This window comes from Synechococcus sp. ATX 2A4 (assembly GCF_024346375.1).
Taxonomy (GTDB): Bacteria; Cyanobacteriota; Cyanobacteriia; order PCC-6307; family Cyanobiaceae; genus MW101C3.
Map to the genome: position 1 here is coordinate 1 of NZ_JAGQCV010000003.1, position 14476 is coordinate 14476.

At 68.5% G+C, this 14476-nt stretch carries 12 protein-coding genes and 1 pseudogene; 10 read left to right on the plus strand and 3 right to left on the minus strand.

Going from position 1 to position 14476, the window contains the following annotated elements; genetic code table 11:
• The 3 genes and pseudogenes from KBY97_RS03270 to KBY97_RS03280 form a co-directional block, all read left to right on the plus strand.
• A pseudogene (locus KBY97_RS03270) lies at nucleotides 1-129 on the plus strand (photosystem II D2 protein (photosystem q(a) protein)); the annotation flags it as partial.
• Nucleotides 113-1501, plus strand: coding sequence for a photosystem II reaction center protein CP43 (gene psbC, locus KBY97_RS03275; protein WP_255145271.1), 1389 nt, complete (start codon nucleotides 113-115; stop codon nucleotides 1499-1501). The pseudogene KBY97_RS03270 and the gene psbC, both read left to right, overlap by 17 nt.
• A gap of 186 nt (nucleotides 1502-1687) precedes the next feature.
• Nucleotides 1688-2524, plus strand: coding sequence for a YcgJ family protein (locus KBY97_RS03280; RefSeq protein ID WP_255145272.1), 837 nt, complete (start codon nucleotides 1688-1690; stop codon nucleotides 2522-2524).
• Between the two features lie 37 nt (nucleotides 2525-2561).
• On the opposite strand, the gene KBY97_RS03285 is transcribed toward KBY97_RS03280, so the two are convergent.
• The gene (locus KBY97_RS03285) at nucleotides 2562-3167 is read right to left on the minus strand and encodes a nucleoside triphosphate pyrophosphatase (protein WP_255145273.1); all 606 of its coding nucleotides are present in this window, start codon (nucleotides 3165-3167) and stop codon (nucleotides 2562-2564) included.
• A gap of 115 nt (nucleotides 3168-3282) precedes the next feature.
• Here KBY97_RS03285 and KBY97_RS03290 point away from each other — a divergent pair, with 115 nt between their 5' ends.
• From KBY97_RS03290 to KBY97_RS03300, 3 genes are read left to right on the plus strand one after another with little or no spacing between them, the layout of a single operon-like run.
• On the plus strand, nucleotides 3283-3654 hold the full coding sequence (locus KBY97_RS03290; RefSeq protein ID WP_255145274.1) for an Npun_F0494 family protein: 372 nt from the start codon (nucleotides 3283-3285) through the stop codon (nucleotides 3652-3654).
• Nucleotides 3655-3707: 53 nt separating this feature from the next.
• Entirely contained in the window at nucleotides 3708-5237 is a 1530-nt protein-coding gene (locus tag KBY97_RS03295; protein ID WP_255145481.1) for a cobyric acid synthase, read from the plus strand.
• Nucleotides 5230-5493: a 2Fe-2S iron-sulfur cluster-binding protein gene (locus KBY97_RS03300; protein ID WP_255145275.1), complete on the plus strand. Its 264-nt coding sequence runs from the start codon at nucleotides 5230-5232 to the stop codon at nucleotides 5491-5493. Before KBY97_RS03295 ends, KBY97_RS03300 begins: the two co-directional genes overlap by 8 nt.
• On the opposite strand, the gene mnmA is transcribed toward KBY97_RS03300, so the two are convergent.
• On the minus strand, nucleotides 5484-6596 hold the full coding sequence (gene mnmA, locus KBY97_RS03305; protein WP_399217258.1) for a tRNA 2-thiouridine(34) synthase MnmA: 1113 nt from the start codon (nucleotides 6594-6596) through the stop codon (nucleotides 5484-5486). The genes KBY97_RS03300 and mnmA overlap by 10 nt on opposite strands.
• 197 nt (nucleotides 6597-6793) lie before the next feature.
• Here mnmA and KBY97_RS03310 point away from each other — a divergent pair, with 197 nt between their 5' ends.
• On the plus strand, nucleotides 6794-8359 hold the full coding sequence (locus tag KBY97_RS03310; protein ID WP_255145277.1) for an NAD(P)H-hydrate epimerase: 1566 nt from the start codon (nucleotides 6794-6796) through the stop codon (nucleotides 8357-8359).
• A gap of 144 nt (nucleotides 8360-8503) precedes the next feature.
• Nucleotides 8504-9433: a sigma-70 family RNA polymerase sigma factor gene (locus KBY97_RS03315; RefSeq protein WP_255145278.1), complete on the plus strand. Its 930-nt coding sequence runs from the start codon at nucleotides 8504-8506 to the stop codon at nucleotides 9431-9433.
• Between the two features lie 16 nt (nucleotides 9434-9449).
• On the opposite strand, the gene pdhA is transcribed toward KBY97_RS03315, so the two are convergent.
• On the minus strand, nucleotides 9450-10544 hold the full coding sequence (gene pdhA, locus KBY97_RS03320) for a pyruvate dehydrogenase (acetyl-transferring) E1 component subunit alpha (protein WP_255145279.1): 1095 nt from the start codon (nucleotides 10542-10544) through the stop codon (nucleotides 9450-9452).
• A 97-nt stretch (nucleotides 10545-10641) separates the two neighbouring features.
• Between pdhA and KBY97_RS03325 the strand changes: the two genes are divergently transcribed.
• Nucleotides 10642-12795, plus strand: coding sequence for an IMS domain-containing protein (locus tag KBY97_RS03325; protein ID WP_255145280.1), 2154 nt, complete (start codon nucleotides 10642-10644; stop codon nucleotides 12793-12795).
• Between the two features lie 138 nt (nucleotides 12796-12933).
• Nucleotides 12934-14436, plus strand: a complete 1503-nt coding sequence (gene ffh / locus KBY97_RS03330) for a signal recognition particle protein (protein WP_255145281.1) — start codon at nucleotides 12934-12936, stop codon at nucleotides 14434-14436.
• Nucleotides 14437-14476 lie beyond the last annotated feature (40 nt).

A 14476-nucleotide genomic window follows, 5' to 3' on the forward strand; every position in this document is an offset into this window, starting at 1 on the left:
TTCGAAACCTTCTACACGAAGAACATTCTTCTGAATGAAGGTCTGCGTGCCTGGATGGCACCGGCTGACCAGCCGCATGAAAACTTCGTCTTCCCTGAAGAGGTTCTGCCCCGTGGTAACGCTCTCTAGTCCTTCTCTTACGGCCGTCGGCGGCAAAGACCTGGACTCCACCGGTTATGCCTGGTGGGCCGGCAATGCACGCCTGATCAACCTGTCTGGTCGTCTGCTTGGGGCCCACGTGGCCCACGCCGGCCTGATGGTGTTCTGGGCCGGCGCCATGATGCTGTTCGAGGTGAGCCACTTCACCTTCGACAAACCGATGTACGAACAGGGCCTGATCCTGTTCCCGCACGTGGCCACCCTTGGCTACGGCGTCGGTCCCGGTGGTGAGGTCACCAGCCTCTACCCCTTCTTCGTTGTCGGTGTTCTGCACCTGATCAGCTCGGCCGTTCTCGGCCTGGGCGGTTTGTATCACGCCCTGCGCGGCCCTGAGATCCTTGAGAACTACTCCTCCTTCTTCTCTCAGGATTGGCGTGATAAGAACCAGATGACCAACATCATCGGCTACCACCTCATCCTGCTGGGTGTGGGTTGTCTGCTGCTGGTGTTCAAGGCGATGTTCTTCGGCGGTGTCTACGACACCTGGGCCCCTGGCGGCGGCGATGTGCGCATCATCACCAACCCCACCCTCAGCCCCGGTGTGATTTTCGGTTATCTGTTCCGCGCCCCCTTCGGTGGCGAGGGCTGGATCATCGGCGTCAACTCCATGGAAGACATCATCGGCGGCCACATCTGGCTCGGCCTGATCTGCATCTTCGGTGGCATCTGGCACGTGGTCACCAAGCCGTTCGGCTGGGTGCGCCGCGCCTTCATCTGGAACGGTGAGGCCTACCTCAGCTACAGCCTGGGCGCCCTGAGCTTCATGAGCTTCATCGCCTCGGCCTACATCTGGTTCAACAACACCGCTTATCCCTCTGAGTTCTACGGCCCCACCAACGCCGAGTCTTCACAGGCCCAGAGCTTCACCTTCCTGGTGCGTGACCAGCGCCTGGGCGCCAACATCGGTTCGGCCATGGGCCCCACCGGCCTTGGCAAATACCTGATGCGCTCCCCCACCGGTGAGATCATCTTCGGTGGTGAAACCATGCGCTTCTGGGACTTCCGCGGTCCCTGGCTTGAGCCCCTGCGTGGCCCCAATGGCCTCAGCCTCGACAAGCTCCAGAACGACATTCAGCCCTGGCAAGTGCGCCGGGCCGCTGAATACATGACCCACGCACCGAACGCCTCCCTCAACTCCGTGGGCGGCATCATCACCGAGCCCAACTCGGTGAACTTCGTGAACGTGCGCCAATGGCTCTCGGCCACCCAGTTCGTGCTCGCCTTCTTCTTCCTGGTGGGCCACCTCTGGCATGCAGGCCGCGCCCGCGCTGCTGCTGCTGGTTTTGAAAAGGGCATCGACCGCAAGGCCGAGCCCACCCTGGCCATGCCGGACCTCGACTGAGCTCCGCTGGTTTCTGCCCTACCCCTGGCTCCGCCGGGGGTTTTTTCATGGGCAGCCAGGCCAGACAGACTTGGTGATGCTTTGCCGCCGGGAGGACACAGTCCAGTGATGCCAGCCCCCTCGGCTCTTCGTAGCTTTGAGAGACACCGCGAGTTTCCCGTGAGCATCCGCCCCTCCGCAGGCCTCATGGTTGCCGCAGCAGCCCTCCCGCTGGCCTTGGGGCCATTCGCAGCTGCTCTGCCGGCGGCCGCCAAGAAAGCCTCCGTCGATTTCCCGCGCAATGGCGTGGTCTGCGATCAGGCCACAAAGATGTGCTTTGACCGCACAGGGGTGTCGGTGACGCTCACCCGGGAGTTTTTCGGCCGCAGCGCCGAACGGGAGCTGATCCGCAAGCTGTCAGGCAGCAACCGTCCCACCCAGTTCAAGCTCAGCAACGGTGATGTCTGCGATGTACGGCGGCAGACCTGCTGGGACGATGGCTGGGGCGGCAAGAACATCAGCAAGGCGTTGAGCAAGCAGTTGTTCGGCAACAACGGCGCCTGGCGCAACCCTGGATCCAACAACAACAGCTGGAACAACAGCAACAACAATGGTTGGAATAACAACAACAGCGGCGGAGGCTGGAATAACAACAATGGTTGGAATAACAACAACAACTGGCAGCAGCAAGGTCAGGGCAACACCGCCTGCGAGTTGCGGCAGGGGAACCGCCGCCTCTTCAATGGCAACTGCGTGCTCAATCGGCGCGAATTGTCGAGTGGCATGGCTTACAACGTGGAGCTCGGCGATGGGCGCCGCTACAGCTTCTTCAACCGGCAAGGCAATCTTGTGCTCAGGGATGCCAGCGGTGTCTGGCCTGTGCAGGTGAGCAACCGCAACGGCAACGTGAGCTTCCGCTGGTCTGACCTGCGGCTTGAGGCCCAGGACAGCCGTTGGAACAACCAGGGCCAGCCAGGCGGGGTCGAAGAGGTCAACCCCACAGGTTTGTTCCTTCAGAACCTGTTCAACACCCTCTTCCGTTGACCAACTGCTGACCAACTGCTGAACCGCTCTCAGCCCCTCAAGCACTCGCTTGCAGGGCGCCGGCATCTTTCAACCAGCGGCGCAACAGCGGCAGGCTGAGGCCGATCACATTGCTCACGCAGCCCTCGATGCTCTCCACCAGCAAGCCGCCGCGGCCTTCCAGGGCAAAACCACCCGCACAGCCGAGCGGTTCACCGCTGGCCACGTAGGCCTCGATTTCAGCGGCTTCGAGCTGGGCGAACTGCACGCGGGTGGTCACGCTGGCCAGGCGCGGTGCGCCGCTGCCCAGCAGGCAATGGCCCGTGTGCAGCTCGCCCCAGCATCCAGACATGCGCTGCCAACGCTCGATCGCCTGGCGGGCGTCCCTGGGTTTGCCGTGGATCTCGCCCTCAAACACGAACAACGAATCACAGCCCAGCACGAGCCCCGGGCCGTGGGCAGCGGGGGCGCCGCCGGCGAGAGTGGTGGCCACGGCCTCAGCTTTGGCCGCGGCCAGCTGCCGGGCCAGCGCACAGGGGTCGGGGGCCACGATCGTGGCTTCATCGAAGCCGCTGGCCAGGGCGCGATGGGGAATGCAGGCCCGCTCCAGCAGCAGGCGGCGGGCCGGGGAGGCGGAAGCAAGCACCAGGGGAGAGGTGAACACGGCGGTATGGAGGGACAACTGCAAGGCGCAAAAGGGAGCGAACCAGGGGCTGCTCGCCCAGCCTGGGGGCGGAAGCCACCGCCGGCCGGCGCAGGGATTGGGGAGAATCAACCCCATGGACCCCATCCTGGACAACCCTCGCTCGCTGGCCCGCGCCGCCAGCGCCATGCGCTGCCTGCCGTTTCGCCTCAACCTCTACCGCCTGCTGGAGCATGAGCCGCTCAGCAGTGTGGCGCTGTGGGCCCGCGCCGATGCGGACACGCTCTGCAGCACCAGGTTGACGCCCGACGACACCGAAAATCTGTTCATCTGGCTGATCCGGCTCGGCGTGCTGCGCCGTGAAGTGGATGGCCAGGGGCTCACGGAACGGGTGCGGCTCACCCCCATGGGCCGCCAGCTGTTGACCGGCTGGGGGAACGAAATTCCACCCGCCGGCTGGAATGAACAGCTGCGCCATGCGATCAGCCGCTACCGGCCGCGCCTGTGACCGCTCCTGTGACCATGCCGGCCCCAGGTTCCGGCCAAGTGCCGCCAGCATTGATGGTGCTGGGCACCAGCAGCGGCGCCGGCAAATCCCTGATGACGGCAGCGCTCTGCCGGGTGCTGCGGCGCCGCGGCGAAACACCGGTGCCCTTCAAGGGGCAGAACATGAGCCTCAACGCCTGGGTGGATGAGGACGGCGGTGAAATGGCCTACAGCCAGGCGCTGCAGGCCTGGGCGGCGGGCCTGGAGCCGCGGGTGGCGATGAACCCGGTGCTGCTCAAGCCGCAGGGCGACAGCACCAGCGAGGTGATCCACATGGGCCGCGCGGTGGGCACGGCCCGCGCCGAGCACTACTACCGCGACTGGTTCCGCCCCGGTTGGCAGGCGATTCGCCAGGGGCTCGAGGAGCTGCGGCTCAGCCATCCCGGCGGGCGGTTGGTGCTGGAGGGGGCCGGCAGCCCGGTGGAGGTGAACCTGCAGGCCCGGGATCTCACCAACCTGCGCCTGGCCCAGTTCCTACGGGCGCGCTGCCTGCTGGTGGCCGACATTGAGCGCGGCGGTGTGTTCGCGCAGATCGTTGGCACCCTGGCCCTGCTCAGACCGGTGGAGCGCCCGCTGATCCGGGGCATCCTGATCAACCGTTTCCGCGGGCGGCGGCAGCTGTTCGACGCAGGGCGCCAGTGGCTGGAGCAGGAAACGGGGATTCCGGTGCTGGGCGTGATGCCCTGGCTCGATGAACTCTTCCCACCGGAAGATTCGCTCGATCTGCTGGAACGGCGGGCCCGCAAACCCGAGGCGGAGCTGGAGATCGCCGTGGTGCGGCTGCCGTCGATCAGCAACTTCTCCGACTTCGATCCGCTGGAGGCCGAACCGAGTGTGCGCCTGCGCTGGGTGCGGCCCGGGGATCCGCTCGGCCAGCCCGATGCGGTGATCCTGCCCGGCAGCAAGCAGACCCTGCGGGATCTGGCCGCGCTCAAGGAGAGCCCGCTGGCCGATGCGCTGCTGCGATTCGTGGCTGGCGGCGGCCACCTGTTCGGCCTCTGCGGCGGCCTGCAGATGCTGGGGGAACGGCTCGAGGATCCGCAGGGGCTGGAGGGGGGCGCAGGAACGGCCACCGGGGAGGATGGGCGCGGACTCGGGCTGCTGCCACTGGCCACCCGCTTTGTGGCAGGGAAAACCCTGCGTCAGCGCCGCGAGCTGGCCTGCTGGCCCGCGGCGGGCACACCGCTGGAAGGCTTCGAGCTGCATCAGGGGCACACCGAGTGCCTCGATTCCGCTCGCTGCCAGCCGCTGGCGGCGGGTGAAGCGGGCGCCGGGTTGGGCTGGTGGTCGGGCAGGGTGGCCGGCTCCTACCTGCACGGCCTGTTCGAAAACGGCCGCTGGCGGCGGCAGTGGCTCAATCAGCTGCGCGAAGCGCGCGGGCTCAGCGCCCTGCCGCTGGATGTGCCGCATCACGGCCTGCAGCGCGAAGGCTTGCTCGATCGCCTCGCCGACGCCTTTGAAGCGGAGGTGAACCTGGCGCCACTGCTGAACGCGAGCGGCCCCCAGCCCGCTTGCGTCCTCCCCCCTTCGCTCCGCCATGCCTGAGGTCCCGCCAAACCCAGCGCCCGTGGTGGCGATCCAGTGGCCCGACGGCAGCACCACCAGGGCGCCCGTGGGCAGCGACTGGCTGCAGGCCGCAGCAGCGGCCGGGGTGGTGATTCCCACCGGCTGCCTCGGCGGCAGCTGCGGTGCCTGCGAGATCGACGTCAATGGCGAGGTGCTGAGGGCCTGCATCGCTGCGGTTCCCGCCTGCGGCAGCGGCGTCCTGCAGGTGGAGCTGGCGGTTGATCCCTACTGGTGAACTTCTGGGGCAATCAAGCCACCACCCAGCAGCACCTCCCCGGCATAAAACACCGCCGCCTGGCCGGGGGTGATCGAAAACTGCTCCTCAGCAAATTCCAGGCGGGCGCGGCTGGGCCGGCCCGCGGCCGTATCGGCGGCGGTGGCGGCCAGGGGGGTGAGCCGGGCGGCCACCGGAGCACTGCGGTAGCGCACCTGCACGTCGAGATCCAGCGCCGCCTCGGGCGGATCAATCGACACCCAGTTGATGGCCCCCACCACACAGCCCCCCCGACCCGCCTCGGCCCGCGGCGCCACCACCACCCGGTTCATGGCGGCATCAAGGCGCACCACATGCAGCGGTTCGCTCCAGGCCACCCCCAGACCCTTGCGCTGGCCGATGGTGAAGTGCTCGATGCCGTCGTGCTGGCCCAGCACCCGCCCATCGCTCAGCACGATCTCCCCCTGGCGCGGCGGCAGGTAGGCATCCAGAAACGCCTTCATCGAGCCGTGGTGATCGGCCAGGCAGAGGTCCTGGGATTCAGGCTTCTTGGCCGTGCGCAGCCCGTAGCGCTCCGCCTCCAGCCGCGTGTCCGCCTTGGTGAGCTCCCCGAGCGGAAACACCAGCCGGCTGAGCACCTGCTGGGGCAGGTCGTAGAGGAAGTAGCTCTGGTCCTTGCGCGCATCCAGGCCGCGCAGCAACTGGGTGCGACCGGCCGATTCGGCCGCGTGCCGCAGGCGGGCGTAGTGGCCGGTGGCGATCCGGCCAATGCCGCGTTCGCGCTGCGCCCACTCCAGCATCGGCGAGAACTTCACCTCGCGGTTGCAGCGGGAGCAGGGCAGGGGCGTGACCCCGGCGGCATAGCCCTCCACCAGAAACCCGACGATCTGCTCCTCGAAGCGGGCGCGCGAATCCACCACGTGGTGGGGAATGGCCAGCTGTTCGCAGATCCCGGCGGCGTCCACCAGCCCTTCGGCGCAGCAGGTTCCCTTGCCGCTCATCAACCAGAGGGTGAGCCCCTCCACCTGCCAGCCAGCCTCCACCAGCAGCGCCGCGGTGAGCGAGCTGTCGACGCCACCGGAGAGCCCCACCGCCACGCGATGCTCGCCGGGCCAGCCCCGCAGGCGGCCGATCGCGGCAGCAGCGGGGGCAGCAGCAGAGCCCGCAGGAGTGGCAGAACGGGCGGCAGGAGCGCCGGTTGTGGCGGAGGGGGAGGAAGCCAAAGGAAGCAGTGCCGCCGGCGCGAGTGCGCAGCGTCGGGGCGTCTCCATCATGAAGCGAAGCGCCCAGCTCGGTTGGGCGCCGCCCCTGGAGTGCTGCCATGACCTGCTGGCCCGCCCGTGATGCCGCCCACCTGCTGGTGGAATCCGCGCCGATGGCGGCGTTGGAACAGCGCCTGTTCGCCAGCGGGCTGCCGGTTGAGGCGTTGATGGAAAAGGCAGCCCTGGCGATCAGCCGGGCGCTGCTGGCGCGGCCCGAACTGCTGCGCGATGGCGTGCTCGTGCTGGCAGGGCCGGGCCATAACGGCGGCGATGCGCTGGTGGTGGCACGGGAGCTGCACCTGGCCGGTATCGCCGTACGGCTGTGGAGTCCATTTGAGCGCCACAAACCCCTCACTGACGCCCATCTGCGCCATGCGGCCTGGCTGGGCATCGAGCGCCTGGCGGGGCCACCCGATCCGGCGGCGGCCGAGCTGTGGGTCGATGGGCTGTTCGGTATCGGCCAGCACAGGCCGCCGGAGCCCCGGATCGCCACCCTGCTGGAGCAACGCCAACGGCTGATGGGCGGCCGGCTGGTGGCGATCGATGTGCCCACCGGCCTCTGCGCCGACAGCGGCCGGCCGCTGGGCTCCGTGGCCGCCTGCGCCACCATCACCTATTGCCTGGGCTTGCTGAAGCAGGGGCTGGTGCAGGACACGGCCCTGGCCTGGGTGGGCCAGCTGGAGCGCCTCGAGCTCGGGCTGCCGGCGGCGCTGCTGGCGGAGCTGCCCGCCGATCAACCGCTGGCGCTGCTGGGCGGCGACCGGGCCAGCGCGCCCTGGCCCCAGCGGCCGGTGGCGGCCAGCAAATACGGGCGGGGGCGCCTGCTGGTGGTGAGCGGCAGCGCCGCCTACCCCGGCGCCGGCCAGCTCAGCCTGCTGGGGGCCAGTGCCAGCGGCTGCGGCAGCCTGCGGGCGGCCCTGCCCCATGCACTGGCGGAGGGGATCTGGATGGTGCAGCCTCACGTTGTGATCAGCGCCGCCCTGGGGGAGCAGGCCGGCGGCGGGCTGGCGCTGGCGCAGCTGGCGGCTCCTGGGCTGTTGGAGCGGCTCGATGCCGTGCTGGTGGGGCCAGGCATCGGGGGCGGCAGCGGGGCTGCTTGCGGCGCGGGCAACGAAGCGCATGGCTGGGACGCGCTGCGCCGCTTTGAGGGCCTGTTGGTGCTCGATGCCGACGGGCTCAACCGCCTGGCTGCCGGCGCCGCTGGAGCGCCGGAGGACTGGCTGCGGGGCCGGGCCGGAGCCACCTGGCTCACGCCCCACCAGGGAGAGTTCACCCGGCTGTTTCCCGACCTGGCCGGCGAGGCGCCGCTACGGGCCGCCGCCGCCGCCGCGCAGCGGTGCGGGGTGAGCCTGGCGCTCAAGGGGGCCCGCACCGTGGTGGCCGCTGCCGATGGGCGGCGCTGGCAAGTGCTCCATGCCGCCGCCGCCGCCGCCCGGGCCGGCCTGGGGGATGTGCTGGCGGGGTATGCGGCCGGGCGAGGCGCCTGGGCCGCCGCCGGAGATGGGTCGCTGCTGGCGGCGGCAGTGCTCGACCATGCCGAAGCGGGCCTGGCCTGCGGGCGGCAACGAGGGGCAGGGCAGGCCACGCCCCAGGCGGTGGCTGCGGCCTTGGGCGATGGCGGTTGAAGGAGGCGAAACAGGCTCGAATCGTTCAATCAAACCGGCCAATGTTTCCTTTTGCACGCAAAAAGTTGAAAGGTTGCTGAAATCACAGCCCCTTTTAAAAAACTGACCGGATAGTGACGACCTACAGCGGCCACAGGCTCCTCCATGACAGCCTCCAGCCTCCAGGGCGAAAAAAGCACTCGGAGCCGCGGCGGGGATCCGATCAGCTGGTATCTCATCTCCATTGGCCGGGAACCGCTGCTCACCCCTGCAGAAGAGATCGAACTGGGCAATCAGGTGCAAGCCATGATGCTGCTCACCCAACCCACGGAGCCGGTTCAGCCCACCGATCAACAGCGCCAGACGATCCGGATCGGCCGCCGCTCCAAGCAACGGATGATGAAAGCCAACCTCCGGCTGGTGGTGAGCGTTGCCAAGAAATATCAGGGCAAGGGTCTGGAGCTGCTGGATCTGATCCAGGAAGGATCGCTCGGCCTGGAGCGGGCGGTGGAGAAATTCGATCCCACCCGCGGCTACAAGTTCTCCACCTATGCCTTCTGGTGGATCCGCCAGAGCATGACCCGCGCGATCGCCTGTCAGTCACGCACGATCCGCCTGCCGGTGCATCTGAGCGAACGGCTCACGGCCATCCGCCGCGTGAGCCTCGATCTGGCCCACAAGCTCGGCGCCATGCCCAGCCGCCGCGAAATCGCCGAGGCCATGGCGATGCCGATCGAAGAGCTCGATGCCCTGCTGGGCCAGGCACTGACCACCTCCAGCCTGGATGCGCCCGTGAACGGCGAAGAGGGCCGCAGCTTCCTGGGAGATCTGATCGCCGATCCCGCCAACGAGGAGCCGCTCGATGTGGTGGAGCGCGGCATGCACCACGAGCAACTCAATCACTGGCTCAGCCATCTCTCCGAACAGGAGCGCCAGGTGCTCGAACTCCGCTTCGGGTTGCACGGCGATGAGCGGCACACCCTCGCCGAAATCGGCCGTCGGCTTGAGGTGTCGCGCGAACGGGTGCGGCAGGTGGAACTCAAGGCGCTGCGAAAGCTGCGCAGCCTCACCCACCGGGTGCCCAGCCGGCTTTGAGGGCCGGCACCAAGGCTCAGTCTTCGGCCCAGATGTAGCGGGTGAGCTCGGCGGGATCGGGCTCGGGTGCCGCCAGGGCGAAGCTGACGGCATCGGCCACCTCCGCGTCGATCTCCTTCTCGATCGCCTTGAGCTCCTCGGCGCTGGCGAGGCCGTGGGCGGTGAGATGGCCGGCGAGGGCCTTGATCGGATCGCGCTGCGCCCAGAACTCCTTCTCCGCCTCGCTGCGCAGTTCATCGGGGTCGGCCAGGGAGTGGCCGCGGAAGCGGTAGGTGAGGCACTCCAGCAGGGTGGGGCCTTCGCCCGCCCTGGCCCGCTCCACCGCCCGCTGGGCCGCGGCCCGCACCGCCAGCACATCCATGCCGTCGACTTCCTCTCCGGCCATGCCGAAGGCGGCGGCTTTGCGCCAGATCTCCGGATCGCTGGTGGCACGGTCGTGGGCCATGCCGATCGCCCACTTGTTGTTCTCCACCACGAACAGGATCGGCAGCTTCCAGAGCGCCGCCATGTTCAGGCATTCGAAGAACTGGCCGTTGTTGCAGGTGCCATCGCCGAAGAAGGCGGCGGTGACCGAATCGCTGCTGGCATCACCCATCGCGTCGCGCTTGTAGCGGCTGGTGAACGCCGCGCCAAGGGCCACCGGAATGCCCTCGCCGATGAAGGCATAACCGCCCAGCAGGTGGTGCTCCTTGGAGAACAGGTGCATGGAGCCGCCGCGCCCCTTGCTGCAACCGGTGGCCTTGCCGAACAGCTCACTCATCACCTCACGGGCCGGCACACCGCAGCTGAGGGCGTGCACGTGATCCCGGTAGGTGCTGCAGAACCAGTCGTGCTGGGCCCGCATCGCCTTGATCACGCCCGTGCTCACGGCCTCCTGGCCGTTGTAGAGGTGCACGAAGCCGAACATCTTGCCGCGGTAGTACATCTCCGCGCACTTGTCTTCGAAGCGCCGCCCCAGGGTCATGTCCCGGTAGAGGATCAGGCCGTCGTCGCGGCTCACCGCTGTGGGGCCCGCTGTGTAGAGGGAAGCGAGCCGTTCCGAGTGGCTGCTGAGTGGGCTGCTGACCGGGGTGGCCTCCGGCCGGGCCGGAACAGCGATCTCCTGGGTCATGGCAGGGCCGGTGGAACGTCTGACCGCCGACTGTACGGGGTCTGTTCCGTCAACAGAGTCAAATTCGTTGCCTCTGCCTACACTCCCTGCCAAGCCCGTGCCACGGGATTGCGAGTCGCCAGGGTTGGAACTGCCGATCGACCATTTCCAACTTCTGGGGGTGAGACCGGCCACCGACGCCCAGACGGTGTTGCACACCCTGCAGCAGCGGCTCGACCGGCCGCCGGAACAGGGCTTCACCGCTGCAGCCCTGGAGGCCCGCGCCTTGCTGCTGCGCGAAAGCGCTGATCTGCTCAGCGATCCAGAGCGCCGCCAGGCCTATGAAGCCGAGCTGATGGCGCTCGACACCGAGGACGGCACCCTGACACCGGGCCTGGACGTGCCGCCCTCCCGCGAGATCGGAGCCCTGCTGCTGCTGATGGAAGCGGGGCAGGCGATCGAGGCCTTCGATGCGGCCCGCCGCTGCCTGCAACCGCCGCAGGCTCCGGCGCTGGGCAGCCACCGGGAGGCGGATCTCACCCTGCTGGCGGGGGAGGCCTGCCGCCTGGGCGCCAGGGAGCTGCAAGGGCGCCGTCAGTTTGAGCGGGCGGCCCAGCTGCTCCAGGAGGGCATCACCTTGATGCGGCGCACGGGCCGCCAACCGGAGCAACAACGGCAGATGGAACACGACCTGGCCGATCTGCTGCCGTTTCGGGTGCTGGATCTGCTGCGGCGCGATCTGAGCGCCACCGACGAGCGCGCCGAAGGGCTGAAGCTGCTGGAGATGCTGGTGGAGCGCCGCGGCGGACTGGAGGGCGACGGCGATCCAGCCCTGCCGAGGAAAGACTTCCAGGACTTCTTCAAGCAGATCCGCCAGTACCTGACGGTGCAGGAGCAGGTCGACCTGTTCAGCCGCTGGGCCAGCGGCAACGCCACCACCGCCGGCTCCGCCACCGCTGAATTCCTGGCCAGCCTGGCGCTCACCGCCTCCGGCTTCGCCCAGCGCAAACCGGAACGCATCGCCGCCGCCCAGCTGCGGCTGGAGGCGAGTGGTCAACCGGGCCTGCAACCCTTCCTTGCCTGCCAGCACCTGCTGCTGGGGCGGGTGGCCACGGCGGAGGCCTGCTTCATCCAGGGCGCCGATCCCGCCCTGCGCGCCTGGGCGGCAGAACAGGGGAGCGAGCCGCTGGCCCAGCTCTGCGCCTACTGCTGCGACTGGCTGCGGCGCGACGTGCTCGCCGGCTACCGCGACATCGAAGCCGACCCCGATCTGGAGGCCTACTTCGCCGACCGCGATGTGCAGGCCTACGTGGAGCAGCTCGACCGGCGCCAGGCCCGCGCGTTGCAGAGCCAATCGGGCATTGAAGCGCCTGCGCCCCTCAGCACGGCTCCAGCCCTCGCTACCACTCCGCCCCTCAGCACGGCTCCTGGCCTTGCGGCTTCGCCGCCCCTGACCCCGGCCGACGCCGCTGAAGATCCGATGCGCTGGCCGGATGCGCTGGAGCCCGCTGCGGGAGCCGCAACCCCGCCGCTGGACCCCACCGATCCCTTCGGCACAACGGCCACCGCGCCGGCACAGCCCAGCGCCAGCGACCGCGCCCGACGGGGGCCCCGTGGCACCGCTGGCTGGAAGGCACTGCCCACCTGGGGCCGCCTGGCTGCGGCCGCGGTTCTGGTGGGGGCCTTTGTTGCCACCGGCCTGGCGGGGATGATGGCCCTGCGGCCCTTGTCGCCGGTCACGCCGGGCGAGCGGCCCGCGCCGGGAGAGGGCGCCGCCGGTACGCCCACGGCCCCAGCAGGCACCCCTGCCAAGAGCCCCACCGCGGTGAACCCACCGCCAACGCCTACGCCGGCCCGTCCGGCGGCAACGGTGCCGCTCACCAGCGCGGAACCGAACGCGGCCCAGCTGCGCGCTCTGCTGGAAGCCTGGCTGCAGACCAAAGCCGCGACGCTTGCTGGCAACACCCCCGCCACCCCGCCGGCGGATCTGGCCGGGGAAAGGCAGGTGCGCGAACTGACCGCGCAGCAACGCGACAACCGCGCGCGGGGCGTGAGCCGCGAGCAGGTGACGGCCGAGATCCAGGACTTCCGCATCAATACCCGCACGCCAAAGCGGATCGTCGCGGCGGTGGAAATCCGCTACAGCGACACCGCGCTCGACGCACAGGGGAAGGTGATCGGGCGCACCCCCACCACCAACCTGCGCAACCTGTACGTCTTCGGCCGCGAGGGCGAGGTGTGGAAGGTGGCCGGCTTCCGTCCGCGGCCCTGAACGGAACCCAAGCCCTTGGGGCTTGGCGACTGAAACCGGCTGCCGATTTGGCCCGCTGAGGCGGGCTACTGAAGGTGTGGCGGAAGCCGGGCCGGCATGTTTTTACGATCGGTTCACGATCCGCCGGCGCATCGCTCCATGTTCGACGAACTTTCTCTGCGTTTTGAAGACGCGGTCAAGAGCCTGCGGGGTCAGGCCACGATCACCGAAACCAACGTGGACGGGGCGCTGCTGCAGGTGCGCCGGGCCCTGCTGGAGGCCGATGTCAGCCTCGATGTGGTCAAGGGCTTCATCGCCGATGTGCGTGAGCGCGCCGTCGGGGCCGAGGTGGTGCGCGGGGTGAGCCCGGATCAGCAGTTCATCCAGCTGGTGCATCAGGCGCTGGTGGAGGTGATGGGCGGCGAGAACGCGCCGCTGGCCCATGCCGATCAAGCCCCCACGGTGGTGCTGATGGCCGGTCTGCAGGGGGCAGGTAAAACCACCGCCACCGCCAAGCTGGGCCTCCACCTCAAGGAACGGGGACGGCGCGCGCTGCTGGTGGCCGCCGACGTGTACCGGCCTGCCGCCATCGAGCAGCTGCAGACCCTCGGCAGGCAGATCGGCGTGGAGGTGTTCAGCCTGGGGGCCGACGCCAAACCGGAAGACATCGCCGCCGCCGGTGTGGCCAAGGCACGCGCTGAAGGCTTCGACACCGTGCTGGTGGACACCGCCGGCCGGCTGCAGATCGACACCGCGATGATGGAGGAGATGGTGCGGATCCGCACCGTGGCAGCGCCCGATGAGGTGCTGCTGGTGGTGGATTCCATGATTGGCCAGGAAGCGGCCGAGCTCACCCGCGCCTTTCACGAGCAGGTGGGCATCACCGGAGCGGTGCTCACCAAACTCGACGGTGACTCCCGCGGTGGTGCAGCGCTCTCGATCCGCAAAGTGAGTGGCGCCCCGATCAAGTTCATCGGCACCGGCGAAAAGGTGGAGGCGCTCGAGCCTTTCCACCCGGAGCGGATGGCCAGCCGCATCCTGGGCATGGGCGATGTGCTCACCCTGGTGGAGAAAGCCCAGAAGGAGGTGGAGATCGGCGATGTGGAGCGCATGCAGAAGAAGCTGCAGGAAGCCTCCTTCGACTTCAGCGACTTCGTCCAGCAGATGCGCATGATCAAGCGCATGGGATCGCTCGGCGGGCTGATGAAGCTGATCCCGGGCATGAACAAGATCGACGACGGCATGCTCAAACAGGGCGAAGCCCAGCTCAAGCGGATCGAGGCGATGATCGGCTCGATGACCGAGAACGAACGCCAGCAACCGCAGTTGCTGGCGGCCCAACCGTCGCGCCGGCGGCGCATCGCCGCCGGCAGCGGCCACACCCCGGCGGATGTCGACAAGGTGCTGGCCGATTTTCAGAAGATGCGCGGCTTCATGCAGCAGATGACCCGCGGCGGCGGCATGCCCGGAATGCCCGGAATGCCCGGAATGCCAGGGATGGGTGGGATGCCAGGGATGCCCGGAATGGGCGGCGGCCTGCCGGGCATGGGCGGCATGCCCGGATTCCCGGGGATGCCGGGCGCTGCCGGTGGGGCCGGTGGTGGCGGCGCGCGCAAGGCCAACCGGCCCGCCAAGAAGCGCAAGGGTTTCGGCCAGCTGTGAGCAAGCGCCGCCTGCGGGTGGTGGCTGTGAGGGCTGTTGT